The organism is Actinopolymorpha sp. B9G3, from assembly GCF_040120725.1.
GTDB lineage: Bacteria > Actinomycetota > Actinomycetes > Propionibacteriales > Actinopolymorphaceae > Thermasporomyces.
In genome coordinates this window covers 36,791-52,020 of the sequence record NZ_JBEEAB010000005.1, presented here as the reverse complement: position 1 = coordinate 52,020, position 15,230 = coordinate 36,791, and the positions used below count along the sequence as shown (strand labels likewise).

Annotated in this window: 13 protein-coding genes; 9 read left to right on the top strand and 4 right to left on the bottom strand. The window is 69.2% G+C overall.

What is annotated here, in order from left to right; all coding sequences use genetic code 11:
- The first annotated feature begins 204 nt into the window (after positions 1-204).
- A complete protein-coding gene (locus tag ABNF93_RS10865; RefSeq protein ID WP_349327810.1) occupies positions 205-1,632 on the top strand; it encodes an alpha/beta hydrolase family protein in 1,428 nt (475 codons plus the stop codon).
- A gap of 284 nt (positions 1,633-1,916) precedes the next feature.
- Positions 1,917-2,276, top strand: a complete 360-nt coding sequence (locus ABNF93_RS10860) for an MmcQ/YjbR family DNA-binding protein (RefSeq protein WP_349327809.1) — start codon at positions 1,917-1,919, stop codon at positions 2,274-2,276.
- A 281-nt stretch (positions 2,277-2,557) separates the two neighbouring features.
- On the opposite strand, the gene ABNF93_RS10855 is transcribed toward ABNF93_RS10860, so the two are convergent.
- Complete coding sequence (locus ABNF93_RS10855) at positions 2,558-2,881, bottom strand: YciI family protein (protein WP_349327808.1); 324 nt, start codon at positions 2,879-2,881, stop codon at positions 2,558-2,560.
- A 672-nt stretch (positions 2,882-3,553) separates the two neighbouring features.
- On the opposite strand from ABNF93_RS10855, the gene ABNF93_RS10850 reads away from it, so the two are divergent.
- Entirely contained in the window at positions 3,554-4,045 is a 492-nt protein-coding gene (locus tag ABNF93_RS10850; RefSeq protein WP_349327807.1) for a GNAT family N-acetyltransferase, read from the top strand.
- A gap of 123 nt (positions 4,046-4,168) precedes the next feature.
- Here the strand turns inward: ABNF93_RS10850 and ABNF93_RS10845 are convergent, their stop codons facing one another.
- The gene (locus ABNF93_RS10845; protein ID WP_349327806.1) at positions 4,169-4,750 is read right to left on the bottom strand and encodes a YdcF family protein; all 582 of its coding nucleotides are present in this window, start codon (positions 4,748-4,750) and stop codon (positions 4,169-4,171) included.
- Positions 4,751-4,914: 164 nt separating this feature from the next.
- Here ABNF93_RS10845 and ABNF93_RS10840 point away from each other — a divergent pair, with 164 nt between their 5' ends.
- The 5 genes from ABNF93_RS10840 (at position 4,915) to ABNF93_RS10820 (ending at position 9,638) form a co-directional block, all read left to right on the top strand.
- Positions 4,915-5,313, top strand: coding sequence for a VOC family protein (locus ABNF93_RS10840; protein ID WP_349327805.1), 399 nt, complete (start codon positions 4,915-4,917; stop codon positions 5,311-5,313).
- 41 nt (positions 5,314-5,354) lie between these two features.
- Positions 5,355-6,197, top strand: a complete 843-nt coding sequence (locus ABNF93_RS10835) for an HIT family protein (protein WP_349327804.1) — start codon at positions 5,355-5,357, stop codon at positions 6,195-6,197.
- An 11-nt stretch (positions 6,198-6,208) separates the two neighbouring features.
- Positions 6,209-6,652 carry a GNAT family N-acetyltransferase gene (locus ABNF93_RS10830; protein WP_349327803.1) on the top strand — a complete coding sequence of 148 codons (444 nt, stop codon included), beginning with the start codon at positions 6,209-6,211 and terminating at the stop codon, positions 6,650-6,652.
- Positions 6,653-6,887: 235 nt separating this feature from the next.
- Positions 6,888-8,099 carry a 3-deoxy-7-phosphoheptulonate synthase gene (locus ABNF93_RS10825; protein ID WP_349327802.1) on the top strand — a complete coding sequence of 404 codons (1,212 nt, stop codon included), beginning with the start codon at positions 6,888-6,890 and terminating at the stop codon, positions 8,097-8,099.
- Between the two features lie 108 nt (positions 8,100-8,207).
- A complete protein-coding gene (locus ABNF93_RS10820; RefSeq protein ID WP_349327801.1) occupies positions 8,208-9,638 on the top strand; it encodes a DUF2786 domain-containing protein in 1,431 nt (476 codons plus the stop codon).
- A gap of 24 nt (positions 9,639-9,662) precedes the next feature.
- Here the strand turns inward: ABNF93_RS10820 and ABNF93_RS10815 are convergent, their stop codons facing one another.
- Complete coding sequence (locus ABNF93_RS10815) at positions 9,663-12,686, bottom strand: bifunctional [glutamine synthetase] adenylyltransferase/[glutamine synthetase]-adenylyl-L-tyrosine phosphorylase (RefSeq protein WP_349327800.1); 3,024 nt, start codon at positions 12,684-12,686, stop codon at positions 9,663-9,665.
- A 276-nt stretch (positions 12,687-12,962) separates the two neighbouring features.
- Here ABNF93_RS10815 and ABNF93_RS10810 point away from each other — a divergent pair, with 276 nt between their 5' ends.
- A complete protein-coding gene (locus tag ABNF93_RS10810; protein ID WP_349327799.1) occupies positions 12,963-14,540 on the top strand; it encodes a family 10 glycosylhydrolase in 1,578 nt (525 codons plus the stop codon).
- Between the two features lie 81 nt (positions 14,541-14,621).
- Here the strand turns inward: ABNF93_RS10810 and ABNF93_RS10805 are convergent, their stop codons facing one another.
- Positions 14,622-15,194, bottom strand: a complete 573-nt coding sequence (locus ABNF93_RS10805; RefSeq protein ID WP_349327798.1) for an NADPH-dependent FMN reductase — start codon at positions 15,192-15,194, stop codon at positions 14,622-14,624.
- Positions 15,195-15,230 lie beyond the last annotated feature (36 nt).

Here is a 15,230-nt window from a genome sequence, read left to right as displayed (position 1 = left end):
CCGGACGGACCGCCGCGCAGTGTCAGCACTTCCCGTAAGCCCATTACCCATGGTCGCCCAGGCGCTGGGCTTCCACCACGAACCGCTACCCGGGCGGCACTCGAGGCTGCCCGCTCTGGAGCCGTCATGCCAGGATCGAACAGGAGTACTGACCCGGCCTCCCTTCCCCTCGCCTCTGCCAACGAGATGATCAGCGGAATCGGCATGACGCCGATCGAAGCAGTCCTGGTCGTGGGCGCACTCGCGCTGGTGTTGGCCCGCTGGCTGCCGCCTCGATTCCGGCGCCGAGTCGCGACCGGCGCCGCAGCGGTGTCGTCGGCGTCGGCGGTAGTGCTCGCGGTAGTCGGCCTTCGCTGGCAGATGGTCCCGGTGCTGGTGGCGGTCGTGGTAGTGCTGCCGTTCACGGCCCGGACCATGAGGGGGAAGCCCGGCGGTCGGCGGGTCCGCTGGTGGCTGGCCGGACCGGGTTCGGCGGCCTGCGTCCTGGCGATCGTCGCCGGCGTGGGCGCGGCGATCGCCTTCCCCATCCCGGACTTCCCCACGCCGACCGGCAGGTACGCGGTCGGCACCGCCGTCGTCGAATGGACCGATCCCGATCGGCCCGAGACGTGGACGACCGATGCCGACGATGTGCGCGCGCTGCAGGCCCAGATCTGGTACCCGGCCGAGGCGAGCCCGGACGAGGTGGAGCGAGCGCCCTACCTGGGCCGCTCGGAGGCCGAGGCGAACGCCGTCGCCGAGGGCGTCGGAGCCTTTCTCGGGATCCCCCGGTTCGTCTTCGACGGCCAGGTGATGGCCCGCACCAACTCGGTGCCCGACGCGCCGGTCGCCTCCGGCAACAGACGGTTGCCGGTGGTGCTGTTCGCACCGGGCGGGGGCATGGGACGTTTCACGAACACCGCCTGGGCCGAGGAGTTGGCCAGCCACGGCTACGTGGTCGCCGCGCTCGACCACCCCTACGTCTCGGCCGCGGTCAGGTTCGCCGGCGGCCGGACGGTTCGCTGGGCGGAGCAGTCTTTCAGCTCCGACGCCGAAGCCCGCCGGTTGAGCGAGGAGTTGGCGGCGGTGAAGGCCCGCGATCTCAATTCGGCCCTCACCCACCTCGGCCGCCTCGACAGCGGCGACGTGGAGAGCATCCTCGCCGGTCGGCTGGACACCGACCGGGCCGCGGTCGTCGGCATGTCAGCCGGCGTGGGCGGCGCTTTCCAAGCTGCCCGCACCGACGAGCGCTTCTCCGCGGTGATCGCCCTCGACGGCCGTCCGTACGACGGCAATCCCGGGCCCTATGACCAACCAGTGCTGGCGCTGACCAACCAGCTCGGACTGGACGACAATCCCACCTATCTCCCCGAGCTGGGGCGGGCGCTCGAGCGCAGCACGACGACCAGCTACCTGCTCACCATCCCCGGCACCACCCACCCGACCTTCACCGACGCGCCCCTGTGGATGCCGCCGGTACCGTCGCTGGTCGGCTCCCTCGGGCGCACCGAAGGCAACCGCATCATGACCGAGGTGACGATCGGCTTCCTCGACGCCGAGCTTCGCGACCAACCGACGGACCTTCCCGGCCTCTTCTCCGAGCATGGCTTCGCCGAGCACGGCGAGCTGACCGTCTACGACGCCGATGAGTAACGGTGGCACCACGGGAGCGAGCCGGGCTCGTCGTCGCCGCATCCTCGTTGTCTCGCTCGCTGTCGTCGGGGTGCTTCTGATAGCTGGCCAGCGACTCTGCCAGCCTCCTGTCCGGGTGCGAGGCCTGATGCCTCATGTCAAGATGCCCGCGTGCGGTGAGTCGTTGGCTCATCTGAAGGTGCCCGCGTCTGGGCGGGCATCTTGGTCTTGCTGAGGTAAATGTGGTTACTGGACGGCGTGCGGACCGGCGGCCCGCCCCGCCCCATGATCAAGGGGTTCCGAGCATGGCGGTGATCGAAGACGTTCGGGCGCTGGGCGCCGGGTTGGAGCGCTCTTACCAGGTGTACGTACGCAGCAGGTTGAAGTTCCGCGTCGGGCAGATCGTCTATGTGGCGTTCTCCCTCGACGAGAGCGTGATGGGCTTCGCGTACCCCAAGGAGGAGCGGGCCGCCCTCGTCGCGAGCGAGCCGCACAAGTTCCAGATGCCATCGGCGTCGGACATGCGCTTCAACTGGGTCCACGCTGAGCTGGCGGCACTGGACCCGACCGAGGCCCGCGAGCTGGTCCTCGACGCTTGGCGCATGGTCGTCCCCCACAAGCTCTCCCGCGCCTACGACCTCACCCATCCCAACGGCCCGGGCTGAGCCCGCACTCCGTGTGGGCGGGCGCGGTTGTTCGCCACGCCGATAAGAACACCCCCGAGGACTCGCTTGAGCGGGGCGGGGGCGAGCAGCAGCCCAGCGGCGACAGACCGGGGCACCGCGCCGAGGCGACGTCGAGGTCACCGGAACGTCTGGTCAGGGCGGCGACCACCCGCGCCCACTCCTCGTGGTGGGCCTGGGTGATCGCCTCCTCGACGTCGCTCACGCTCATTCCGGGGTCCCCGCGAAATCGTGGAGCGAAGCGGAGCGATTTCGTGGGGTGTTCACAGGAACGGCCGCACCTCGATCTTCCGATCGCAGACCTTCGACGCCTCGCTGGCGAGCTCGAGCGCCACATCCAGATCGGGGGCCTCCCACACCCAGACGCCGGCGAGGTACTCCTTCGACTCCACAAAAGGCCCGTCGCTGAACACCGCCTGCTCGCCCCGGTTGTCGATGACCGTGGCCGCGTCGGTGTCGGCGAGTCCGCCTGCGAAAACCCAGTAGCCCTCGGCGATCAGTCGTTCGTTGAACGCGCTGATTGCAGGCTGCCTGTCCGTGCTGCCGGGATTGCTCTTGTCATCGATCACGGAAACCAGGTACTGCATCTGAAGATCATCTCCTGTGGTGTCAATACAGCGTGGTTCGGTGGTCAGGGACTTCAGGCCGTTGCATACCGCGAGCGCCCGGCCGGTCGGTAGACCTGGATCGTCACGCCCGCCACGAGGTCATCGCGGAGAACGGTCGTGCCCTCCCAACGCGGGGCGGTGAGCGCGGTCGAGGCAACGTACTTGGGGGGCCTCGTTCAAGGCCACGCCGATGGGATGTGCGCGCATCTGGTCCGACGCGGCGCCGTTTCCCTGCATCACTCCGTCGATGGCGACCTGAGTCATGGTCGTCAGCTTCATGATCGCCGTTCCCTTTGCCTTGGCGCGCCGCCCCTGTGGGCGGCCTCACCCTGCTACGAACACCACCGCCCCGATCCGACACCCCTATACCGGACTTCTTTGAAGAGTTTCCGGGACGCCGGTCGTCATCGATCCGACAGCACGACAGTGTCGCGGCGACAGCGCTCCACCTCCTCAAGCGCCGGGCTCGATGGTCTGGAGGAGGAAACAAGATCCTCAGAGTGGATCTCCTGGTACGACGACCAGCTCGCCGCACTGCACAACGGCACCCCTTAGGACCGGACGACGTGCGGCTATGCACGACAGAGAGGCGCGCCGCGAGGCGCCGGCTACCGGGGAAGGATGTCGGTCGCGGGCGTTACTGTCACCGCTATGAGGCTGGAGATGATGATCGCCGAGGACGTCGAGCTCCGGTTGGTGACCGAAACCGACCCGGTGATGATGGCCGAGCTGGGTGGTCCACGCCCGCCAGAGGCCATCGAGCGCGCGCACACGAAGTCCGTCGCAATGGCCGCCGAGGGACGGTGCTGGCCGCTCAAAGTGATGCTGGACGGTTCGTCCTCGGCTGTCGGCTGGGTCGGGGTCTTTGAGTCCTCGCATGAGGGCGAGGAGATCGTCGAGATCGGGTGGATGGTCCTTCCCGAGTTCCAGAATCGAGGAATTGCCAGTCAGGCCGTGCGTTCCGTACTCGAGAAGGCGCGGCGAGAGCGGAAGTTCGGCCGGATCCATGCCTTCCCTGCAGTGAAGAATGCAGCGTCCACCAAGGTGTGTGAGAAGAACGGGTTCGCGAACCTCGGAGCGTGCGACCTCGATTTCGCGGGGCGCACGCTGCACTGTCACCACTGGTGGATCGATCTGTCCTGAGGCCAGGTCTCGCCTCGATAGCCAAGTCGTTCGTAGAACGGCGCCCACGTGTGCAGTCCGGCCGGCTTTCCAGGTATCTCACCCACTCCGCAGCCCACGCCCTGGCGGTGGGCTCGCCATCTGTTATGCCGACGCCGCGAGGTTCTTCTTCGTCTTCGCCAGGTCCACGAGGCCGTACGCAGCGAACAGCGGCTTGAGCGGTGCCCACTCCCCGAACCGGTAATCCGCTGACCGAACCATCCGGGATGCGAGGTCCGGCCGCTGGCGCTGAAGATAGAGTCGCGCCTTCTGCGCGTGGAGCGGATGGGAAACGAACTTGATGCGGTCGACGTCGCCGATGAGGGGAATGACGTTCTCGACGTTCTGCCACGTCGTACGCGACCGTTCCTCGACGACGACATCACCGGTGAATCCGCACTGCTCGGTTGCGTAACGAGCCATCACCGCCGCCTCGTGAGGTCCGCCGCAGAACACGAGTCGAGACGATGAGGCATGAGGATCGATCGAACGCAGACCCGCACGCACCCGCCAGCGGTTCAGCGCATTCGCGTTCTCGCTACTCGGATTGCGGTACCCCAGCACGACGATCGCCTCCGCTCCAGCCCGACCGGGACCCGTCAGACTGCGAGACGCCCGCCAGTGCACCACCTCCGCCCACAAGATCGCGACACCCGCGACGCCAATGACCGAGAGCAGAACGATCACATGTCCTCCCAGAATGGCCGCCGAAGAGCGACAACCATGCCGCGAGTATCTCGAGCACCCAGCCCGGCGGCGAGCCCGGCCTCGCGGCACATCTGTTGCGCGGAAGTCGAGCCTTGGCCAGGATGGGTGGCCACGGGCCCCGCCCGAGCCATGGAGGAAGTCGAATGAGCTACATCCCCGACGGTCGTGGCGCGCTGGCGCCCGGCCTGGCGATGCCTGACGTACCGGTGGCGATCGAGTTCTACCAGGCCGCATTCGGCGCGACCGTGGCCTCGACCTACACCGACGATCGCGGCGCGGTTCTCCATGCGGAGCTCGACATCGACGGGTCGCGACTGATCCTGGGTCCAGACAGCAAGACCAGTACGGTGGCCGACGATCACCCGAACATCTGCCTGTCGCTCTACGTTCCCGATGTCGATGCCACCGTCGAGCAGGCGTTGGCGGCGGGCGCGACGCTGAAGTCGGCACCTGGCGACCGGGCCTATGGAGTACGGGAAGCAGGACTTTTCGACCCGTTCGGCGTTCTCTGGTGGGTGTCCACCCCCCTTGCGGTCGGGTGAGGATGGCTACGCGTACATACGCGAGCGATCGACGAGAAGTGGTGTTACTGGATTCCGAACGCTGGCAGATCGTACGACCGGCGTACCCCCTCACCGAGGCACATGTGGCGTTGCGCCTCCGGAGCGGCAGTCCGAACGACCAACCGACGCCGGACGTCGCCGCCGATCTCGCTCATGTCTATCGGGCTGCGCAGGCTGGTCTCCATGCTGTCCTCGGGTGCGACGGGTTCGGGTTGAGTTTCGCCTGGTCGTGGGTCCCGTACGGGAGCGGCATCGGAGAGCCGGTCCCGGAGTCGGGCCAGCCCACCGTCCACGTCTTCGGCCGCAGCCGCGTAGAGCGAGTGAAGCCTGTCCGGGTGATGGCACTGCCTCTGCACGAACGCCCTGCGCCGATGTCGCCTGCAGAGCAGGAGGATCTGGACCGACGACTGAGCCCTGCGTTCGCGACGGCAGAACCGATACCACCGCCCGGTCCCGAGGTCGACCCCGCGACCTGCGACGGCTGCGTCCCATCCGTCGAACGAGAGCAGGAACTCTGGCGGGCCGATGGTGTTCGTGTCCTCAGGCCTCGCGCTCCGCTGGTGGAGGCAAGTGTGCTGGTGATGCCGCTCCGCCACGTCGTGAGTCCGGCAGCACTTCATCCGCAGGAGATCATGTCGTACGCAGAAAGGCTCCGAGAGGTACGCGCCGGCTTCGCCCACCGGCACGGGTCAACCGGACTGAGCTGTTTCCTCAACGATGGGCCCCGTGCCGGCCAGGAAACCCCGCACGTGCATGTCCACGTCTTCGGTCGGGCTGTCGACGAACCGCAGAACCCGTTCGAGGTGCTCGCTCGCCGGATCGGCGCACGGGGGACGCTCACCCGGTGGGGGCTCGGTCGCTAGATTCGGCGCTCATGGTCATCTCGCACGGCTCGTACGAACTCGACGACAGTCCTGAGCGGATCGATGTCGAGGGTTTGTGGGCGTTCCTGTCCACCGACGCCTACTGGGGCCGGTGGCGTACCCGCGAGGACGTCGAACGCCAACTCGCTTCCGCCTGGCGGGTGGTCGGTGCCTATACGCCGACGAACGCCCGAATGGTCGGTTTCGCACGGGCGATCTCCGACGGCGTGGCGTTCGCCTACCTGGCTGACGTCTACGTCCTGCCCGAGGTACGCGGCGACGGCCTCGGCAAGGAACTCGTGCGGACCATGATCGACCGTGGCCCGGGTGCACACTTCCGATGGGCGCTGCACACCGACGACGCCCACGGCCTCTATGCCCAGTTCGGCTTCAGCCCTCCTGACCAGAGGTATCTCGAGCGCCCCGACCGCCGCGTCGCGTCCCTCCCAGACTGACCGCGTTGCCCGGTCCGCGCTCGGCAGGGTAGGGTCACTGCCGTGCGATGGAGCTATTGGTTTAGCGAGCCGGCCCTGGATGGGCGCGGCAGCGACGCCATGCGCTGATCTTCAACCATCCAGAGCCGGCAGAGGCAGCGGTCCGCGAGGGCCCTGCCTCTTTTTGTTGCCCACCAGGCGAGCCGGCCCCAACGCCCAGACGGGGACGGCCCCCAGCCGAAAGGACGCCCTTCCCGTGTCGTCGACATCCGATCCCGCCCCACGCTCCGCAGCCGATCTGACCGATCCGGCCGATCCGGCCAATCCGGCCAATCCCACTCCAGCCAGTCCGGCCAATCCCGCTCCAGCCAGTCCGGCCAATCCCGCCGAAACCGCGGCCGGCGAGGCGGTGCGCGATCTTCGAATCAGCCAGTCCAGGCCGCTCCTCTCCCCCGCCCTGCTCCGCGACGAACTTCCACTGGACCGGGCCGGCTCGGCCGTGGTCGTCCGTGGTCGCCGGGAGGTCACCCGGATCCTGTCCGGTGACGACGACCGGCTGCTCGTCGTCGTAGGCCCCTGCTCGGTCCATGACCCCGCGGCCGCACTCGACTACGCGCGACGCCTCGCGGCCCTCACCACCGAACTCGCCGACGACCTCTGCGTCGTGATGCGGGTCTACTTCGAGAAGCCGCGGACGACCCTGGGCTGGAAGGGCCTCATCAACGACCCGGACCTCGATGGAAGCTACAACGTCAACAAGGGCTTGCGTACGGCCCGCAAGGTGCTTCTCGACGTGTTGTCGCTCGGTCTGCCGGCGGGGTGCGAGTTCCTCGACCCGATCATCCCGCAGTACATCGCCGACACGGTGAGCTGGGGCGCCATCGGTGCCAGGACGTCAGAGAGCCAGGTCCACCGCCACCTCGCGAGCGGGCTCTCCATGCCGGTGGGCTTCAAGAACTCCACCGGCGGCGACGTGCAAGGCGCGGTTGACGCGGCGGGAGCCGCGGGAGTCAGCCATGTCTTCACCGGAGTCACCGACGACGGCGTCGCGGCCATTCTCACCACACATGGGAATCCGGACTGTCACGTGATCCTGCGCGGCGGCCAGACCGGCCCCAACTACGACGCGGCGAACGTGGCCGATGCGCTGCTCCGGCTGGAGAAGGCGGGCCTTCCCGAACGCCTGGTCATCGACGCGAGCCACGGCAACAGTGGCAAGGACCACCTGCGCCAGCCGGTCGTCGCCAAGGCGGTCGCGGACCAGGTGGCCACCGGTCAGCACGGCATCGTCGGGATGATGCTGGAGAGCTTCCTCGAACCAGGCCGGCAGGACCTTCTCGAAGGCGACGCCGACCAGCTGACCTACGGCAAGAGCATCACCGATGCGTGCATGAGCTGGCAGGTGACCGAGGGCGTGCTTCGTGAACTCGCATCGTCGGTACGAAAGAGGCGAGCTGAAGGAAGCTGACCTCCGCCACCACAGATACCACCCACCCCGTGGGTGTCCGCCACCTTGTCGGTGGCGCGCGGCAGACTGCGCCACGACACCGAACTCCGACGGGGAGGAGACCTCGACGTGGGAAGGAACAGCCGCGACCGTAGGGCCGCCAAGCAGCGCGCGAGGCGGCGTCGATCCGGACGGGCCAGTGGTGAGGGGACGTCGCCGTTCGGCGACCCGTTGTGCGACTGTCCCCACTGCCGCGCCGACCTGCGGCCGGACGAGTTCGGGGCTGCTGGGCTCGGATCCGTGCGTGCGATGTCTCCTGGAGCAACGCCGACGCCTGAGGAGATCGAGCGGTGGGTGCTTGCCGCTGCCTACTCCGGCCGCGACAACGCGGAGATCTCCCGCCGAGTGGCGACGGACCTCGCCGCTCCCGGCGTAGAGGCCCGCCTGGTCGACACCGTGATCGGGTCCTGTCTGCTTCGCGGCGTTCGCGGGATGTGGGAGGGCGGCTGGCAACCTCGCGACGCCGCCGAGCTTGCCAGCCGCCGGCTCGACCCCCTGCAGCGTGACTACCTCACCGACGTGATCCTCGGCGAGACCCAGCGTTATGCCGAGTCCACGATCGATCCACGCTGGCGCGCCCAGCTCGACGAGTTGGGCGGGTCGCTGTGGTGGCGATCCGACCAGCCGCATCTCGACCAGTGGCGCACCCGTCAGGGCCGCGACCGTTCCACCGCCCTGCAGACGGCGATGACCGTGCTGGGCTTCTGCCTGACGCTGCCACGCACCACGAAGATCCTTCCCCTTCCAGGGGAGGCGTCCGTACGCTCCGAACGACCAGGGCGCGGCGAGGTCGACGACAAGGTCCTCGCCCGCATCCGGGCACTACTGGCCAAGGCCGAGTCGACGGAGTTCCCGGACGAAGCGGAAGCCTTGTCCAGCAAGGCGCAGGAGCTGATGACGAAGTTCTCGCTCGACCGGGCACTGCTCGACGCCGACGTCGACGGCGCCGGGCGAACGCCCGGCACTGGCAGTGCGAGCGCCCGGCGGATCTGGCTGGACGCACCGTATGTCAGCGCCAAGTCGTTGCTCGTCCACGTGGTCGCCACGGCAAACCGATCGCGCACCGTGGTCGAGGACAAGACCGGCTACGTCATCGTCGTCGGCGAGGAGGTCGACCTGGAGCTGGTCGAGATCCTCACGACGTCGCTGCTGTTGCAGGCCAACCGAGCGATGCTCGCTCATGGCAGCCAGGTGAGCAGGTTCGGCCGGTCGAGCACGCGTTCGTGGCGCCAGTCGTTCCTCGTGTCCTACTCCTCGCGCATCGGCGAGCGGTTGAACGAAGCGAATGCCGCCAGCCAGGCGACGGTCGATGCCGGGTCATCCGGCCGGCTCCTGCCTGTCCTCGCCGCCCGGGAACAGGAGGTCGAGGCCTTGTTCGGCGAGCTGTTCCCCCGCACCAGGGCGCGTTCGGTGTCGGTCTCCAACGCCGCCGGGTGGGCCGCCGGCAAGGTGGCCGCCGACCTCGCCAGCCTCGACGGTCGCTCCTCCCTCACCGGGTAGCCGGCGGCGGCCGAGCCGACTCCTTCACTGCCAGAAGACGCGGTCGACGACCGCCCGGGCCCGGCGCGTGACCCGCCGGTAGTCCTCGAGGAAGCGGCCAGCTTCGAGCGGCGCGTATCCCAGGACCCGGGAGACGGCCGCGAGGTCCCGGGGGTCGCGCGGCAGGGAGTCTGACGGCTGGTCCCGGACCAGCAGCACCGCGTTGCGGGCGCGGGTGGCGAGCCGCCAGGCCGACACGAGCGCCTCGGCGTCGGAGTTGTCGATCAGCTCGGCCGACGCGGCGGCCCGCAGCGCCTGGACGGTCCGAGTCGTCCGCAGCTCCGGCAGGCGGCCGGCGTGCCGCAACTGCAGCAGCTGTGCCGTCCACTCGACATCGGCCAGACCGCCGCGTCCGAGCTTGGTGTGGGTGGTCGGGTCGGCGCCACGTGGCAGGCGTTCGGCATCGACCCGAGCCTTGATCCGGAGGATCTCACGAGCGTCGCTTTCGGGGAGCCCAGCCGCTGGCCAGCGGATCGCGTCGATCAGCTCCACGAAGCGTCGGCGCAGTTCGGGGTCGCCGCAGATCGGCTCGGCACGCAGCAGTGCCTGCGCCTCCCAGACGTGGGACCAGCGGCGGTAGTACGCCGCGTACGACGGGAGCGTCCGCACCATCGGTCCCTGTCGTCCCTCTGGCCGCAGGTCGGCGTCCACGACCAGGGGCGGATCCGGTGCCGGCGACGCGAGCAGTCGGCGCAGCTCGGTGACAACGGCGGTCGCGGCTTCGGCGGCCTCCTGCTCGTCGGCGCCGGCGAGCGGCTCGTGGACGAACATCACGTCGGCGTCGCTGCCATAGCTCATCTCGTGGCCACCGAACCGGCCCATCGCGATCACAGCGAGCCGGGTCGGCAGCGACCTTCGGCGTTCGGCCTCGACCGCGCGGACCGCGACGGTCAGCCCGCCGACCAGGGTGGCCGTCGCGATGTCGGTGAGTGCTTCGCCCACGCCGTCGACATCGATCAGCCCGAGGACGTCGGCGGCGGCGATCCGGAAGAGCTCTCGTCGACGCACGTTACGCACGGCGCCGATCCCTGCCATGGGGTCGTCGTGGCGCCCGGCCGCCGCGAGGGTCTCCGTCTCGATCTGTTCCCGGCTTCGCGGGCGGAGGCTCTCGTCGTCGCCGAGCATGGCGACGGCCTCCGGCGCCCTGCGCAGGAGGTCGACGACGAACCTGCTCGTCGCGAGCACCCTGGCCATGCGTTCTGCCGTGATGCCCTCGTCGCGCAGCAGCCGCAGGTACCACGGGGTGGTGCCCAACGCGTCGGAGACCTGCCGGAACGCCAGCAGGCCCGCGTCGGGATCCGGTGCGTCGGCGAACCAGTGGAGCATCACCGGCAGCAGGGTGCGCTGGATCGAGGCCCGTCGGGACACCCCGGCGGTCAGGGCCTCGAGATGACGCAGCGCGGCTGCCGGATCGGAGAAGCCGAGCGCGGTGAGCCTGACGCGCGCGGCTTGCGGGGTGAGCCGGGCCTCTTCGCCGGGGATCCGTGCGACAGCGGCCAGCAGCGGCCGGTAGAAGAGCTTCTCGTGCAGGCGGTGTACCTCGCGCTTGTGCTGCTTCCAGACCCGGGTGAGCTCCGCGACCGGCTCGGCGAAGTAGCCCAACGAACGCCCGAGGGCGCGCAGCTCCCGCTCGTCCGCGGGCAGCAGGTGGGTACGCCGGAGCCGGGTCAGCTGGACGCGGTGTTCCAACGTACGCAGGAAGCGGTACGCATCGGCCAGGGCGGCACCGTCACCGCGTCCTACGTACCCGCCTTGGGTGAGAGCTTCGAGCGCGCACAGCGTGGACGGGCTGTGCAGAGTGGGATCCGCGCGGCCATGGACGAGCTGCAGCAGTTGGACGGCGAACTCCACGTCCCGCAGGCCACCCGGCCCGAGTTTGAGCTGACGGTCGAGCTCGGCCGCCGGGATGTGGTCGACGACCCGACGCCGCATCGCCTGGACGTCCTCGACGAAGCCTGGCCGGTCCGCGGCGCGCCACACCAGCGGCGTCACCGCGTCGATGTAGGACGCGCCCAGGTCCCGGTCACCCGCGACGGTCCGCGCCTTCAGCAGGGCCTGGAACTCCCAGGTCTTCGCCCACCGCTCGTAGTAGGCCAGGTGGCTCGCGACAGTGCGAACCAGCGGTCCGCTGCGGCCCTCGGGGCGAAGTGCCGCATCGACCGGCCAGAGCGTTCCTTCGGCCGTGTGGTCGGAGCAGATCTGGATGAGTTGGGACGCGAGCTGGGTGGCGGTACGCAGGGCGCCCACCTCCCCGTCCGGGCCAGGACCCGCGGGTCCCGGCGACGCCGGCTCGGCGACGAACAACACGTCGACATCGCTTGCGTAGTTGAGTTCGTGGCCGCCGCACTTGCCCATACCGATCACCGCCAACCGGCACGGCGCGGCACCCTCGGGCAGCCGGGCGCGCGCGATCGCGAGAGCCGCCTCCAGCGCGGCAGCGGCAAGGTCGGCAAGCTCGGCGGCCACATCGTCGACCGAGACCGTCATGGCCAGATCCCTGGCCGCGAGGCGCAGCAGCAGCCGGCGATACCCCACCCGCAGGGCGTCGGGGGCGGCCGGTCCGGCTTCGGCGGCAACCGGTTCGGCCGCGAACGGGTCGGCTCCGACGGCCTCCAGAAGTGCCACGCGCAACGCCGTCGCGGTCGGTCGGACCAGGTTCAGTTCGGGATCGGCGAGCTCACGCCAGTGCGCGGGATGTCGCAGGAGATGCTCTCCCAGCCCGCTGCTTGCGCCGAGAACCTCGGCGAGTCGGCCCCGGAGCACGTGGTTGGACAGAAGTGCGCGGTCGGTCAGGAGGTGGCCTTCGAGCTCCGCCCGGTCCGGCGCGGCGTCGAGGAGTGCCGCGAGAAAGGAGAACGCCTGGTCGGGGTCGGCCGCTCTGGCGGCGGCCTCGAGAAGCGGGTCGAACCTGGGACCCAGCTCCCCCAGCGTCTCCCGGATGCGGTCAGGCTCCCCGAATCCCAGCCGGACGAGCTGTCCCGTGGTCCACACGTGCGCCTGTGGCGTCACCCCGCAACCTCCCTCTGCCGCCGCTGCGGCCCGGCCCCGCGTCCGCCCCTACCCGGCACGCACCCCAACCTAGATGACCATCTCGTGTCCTGACCGCCGACACCGGCGCCCGCGGGAGTCTCGGCATGCCGGGTCGGCGGCCGGCGACAGCCTGGGACGTGGCCCGAGGCGGCAACAGCTTCCACCGGTGGACCCGCCGGTGTAACTTCCCTTCGTACTGCGAGCATGCGTCGGCAGGACACATGCGAAGCGTCAGGATCCCGGGAGGAGCAGCCCATGGGTCGGATCATCCGTGCGATCTCCGCGCTGGGAGCGGTCGGGGCGATGGGCGCCCTCCTCGCCAGTTCGGTCGGGCCGACCCCGACCGCCACGGCGGAGCCGAAGCCGATCGCGCAGTGGCGCAGCTACTGGGTCGACTCGTTCCGGCCGAGCATCTACACGCCGGAGAACGTCGACAAACTGGTCGCCGACGCCGAGGCTCTCGGAGCCAACGCCCTGATCGTTCAGGTCGGCCGGTGGATGGACTGCTTCTGCAACCGGTCCGCCTTCCCGCGTACCCACGTGGCGATCGACCCGGCCTTCGACCCGTTGGACGACGTGATCGAGAAGGCACACGCCGCTGGCATCGAGGTCCACGCCTGGGTCAACGCCACCCCGATGTGGAACGCAGCGACTCCGCCACCGTCGCCCGACCACGTGTTCCACACCCACGGTGAGACCGCAACCGGTGCCGACCGCTGGCTCAACAAGCGGGTCGACGGAGCCGAGCGGGTCAACACGATGAACGTCATGGACCCCGCCAACCCCGCCGCCGCCGATTACGTGGTGGACGGGATCGCCAGCATCGTCGACGAGTACGACATCGACGGGATCAACCTCGACTACATCCGCTACCCCGACTACAACTCCACGACCGAGACGAGCGACTGGGGCTACTCCGACGTCTCGCTGCAGCGGTTCCGCGACGCCACCGGACGCACGGACACGCCGGCCCCGGCCGACCTCCAGTGGAGCGAGTGGCGCCGCGCGCAGGTCACGGCTCTGGTCCGCAAGATCTACCTGTCGATGTACGAACGAAAGCCCCTCGCCCGGCTCTCCGTCAACGGCATCACCTACGGCTTCGGCCCACAGTCGGTCGGCGGCTGGGAACGCACCCGCACCTACGCGGAGGTCATGCAGGACTGGAAGGGCTGGCTCGACGAGGGGATCATCGACACCACCGTCGCCATGAACTACAAGCGCGAACACCTGCCCGACCAGCAGCAGATGTTCCGCGAGTGGAACGAGGTCCTCGCCGACTGGCAGGCGGGCCGGCACAACGTCGTCGGTCCGGCGGTCTACCTCAACAGCGTGCCCGACAGCGTGCGCCAGGCGCGGGCGGCCCTCATACCCACCGCCACCGGCAACAGCGTCGTGGGGTGGAGCGGCTACTCCTACGCGGTCCCCAGTGCGGCCGCCAACACTGATCCGTCCCTCGCCGACGCCGAGCGCGCCGCACTCGCCTCGGCGTTCACGCAGCAGGACCCGACCGGTGCGGACGAGCCAGTCTTCGCCCGCCCGGCCAAGGTCCCCTCGATGCCGTGGAAGACCCGGCCCGAGACGGGTCACGTCACCGGAGAACTCGTCGGCCAGGACGGCATGCCGCTGGACCAGCGAACCGTCAGCGTGCACGACCTGCGTACCGGCAAGAAGGTGGCGTCGGGGCTCACCGACGGCAGCGGGTGGTTCGGCATCGTCGACGTGCCACCCGGTAGCTGGCAGGTCAGGGCTGACGTGCCCGGATCCCACGACGTACGAACCGTCGTCCACGTCCGGAAGGGCCGCGTGACGACCGCGGCGTTCGCGCCGAGCTAGCTGGACTTCCGGCCGCCGCGGAGCGCATGAGTCCCGCTGGATGTACCGCGGCGTGGCACGCAAGCCCTGACGTCCACCGGATCAGGCGGGGAACGGCCGGGCGGCTCTCCCAGCGCGCAGCGCCAGCGCCCACCAGACGATCTGGTCGAGCATGGCCTTGGCCGCCGCGTTGCACCCGGCGAGGTCGCGCAGTTCGCCGGAGGGGTCCAACAGTTCCTCGACGTTGTGGAAGCTCACGGAGTCCCGCACGGTGGCGGCGTTGACCTCCGCGAAGACCTGACGCAACTGTTCGACGGCGCGGAGCCCTCCGCTCATGCCGCCGTAGGACACGAACGCCACGGGCTTGCCGCTCCACTCGAGGTAGGGGAAGTCGATCGCCTGCTTCAACGAGGCCGGATACCCGTGGTTGTACTCCGGAGTCACCACCACATAGGCGTCGGCGGCCGCGATCCGCGCGATGAACGCCTTCTCCACCTCGCCGAGCGACTGAGGATAGACCGAGGGGAACTCGACGTCGGCCAGATCGATCAGGTCGGTGACCATGTCGTCGCGCGGCTCGACCTGCGACACGAACCACCGGGCGAGGTGGTGGCCGATCCGTCCCTCCCGAGTACTCCCCACCATGACAACGAGGTTGAACGAGGGCTCCGGCACGGGACGACCTTCCTGGTCCAGGACCTGCGATCCTGC

Bases quoted from the DNA above. Each gene is read 5' to 3' on its own strand.
- ABNF93_RS10865 (WP_349327810.1), top strand. From the start codon at position 205: ATGACGCCGATCGAAGCAGTCCTGGTCGTGGGCGCACTCGCGCTGGTG.
- ABNF93_RS10860 (WP_349327809.1), top strand. From the start codon at position 1,917: ATGGCGGTGATCGAAGACGTTCGGGCGCTGGGCGCCGGGTTGGAGCGC.
- ABNF93_RS10855 (WP_349327808.1), bottom strand. From the start codon at position 2,881: ATGCAGTACCTGGTTTCCGTGATCGATGACAAGAGCAATCCCGGCAGC.
- ABNF93_RS10850 (WP_349327807.1), top strand. From the start codon at position 3,554: ATGAGGCTGGAGATGATGATCGCCGAGGACGTCGAGCTCCGGTTGGTG.
- ABNF93_RS10840 (WP_349327805.1), top strand. From the start codon at position 4,915: ATGAGCTACATCCCCGACGGTCGTGGCGCGCTGGCGCCCGGCCTGGCG.
- ABNF93_RS10830 (WP_349327803.1), top strand. From the start codon at position 6,209: ATGGTCATCTCGCACGGCTCGTACGAACTCGACGACAGTCCTGAGCGG.
- ABNF93_RS10810 (WP_349327799.1), top strand. From the start codon at position 12,963: ATGGGTCGGATCATCCGTGCGATCTCCGCGCTGGGAGCGGTCGGGGCG.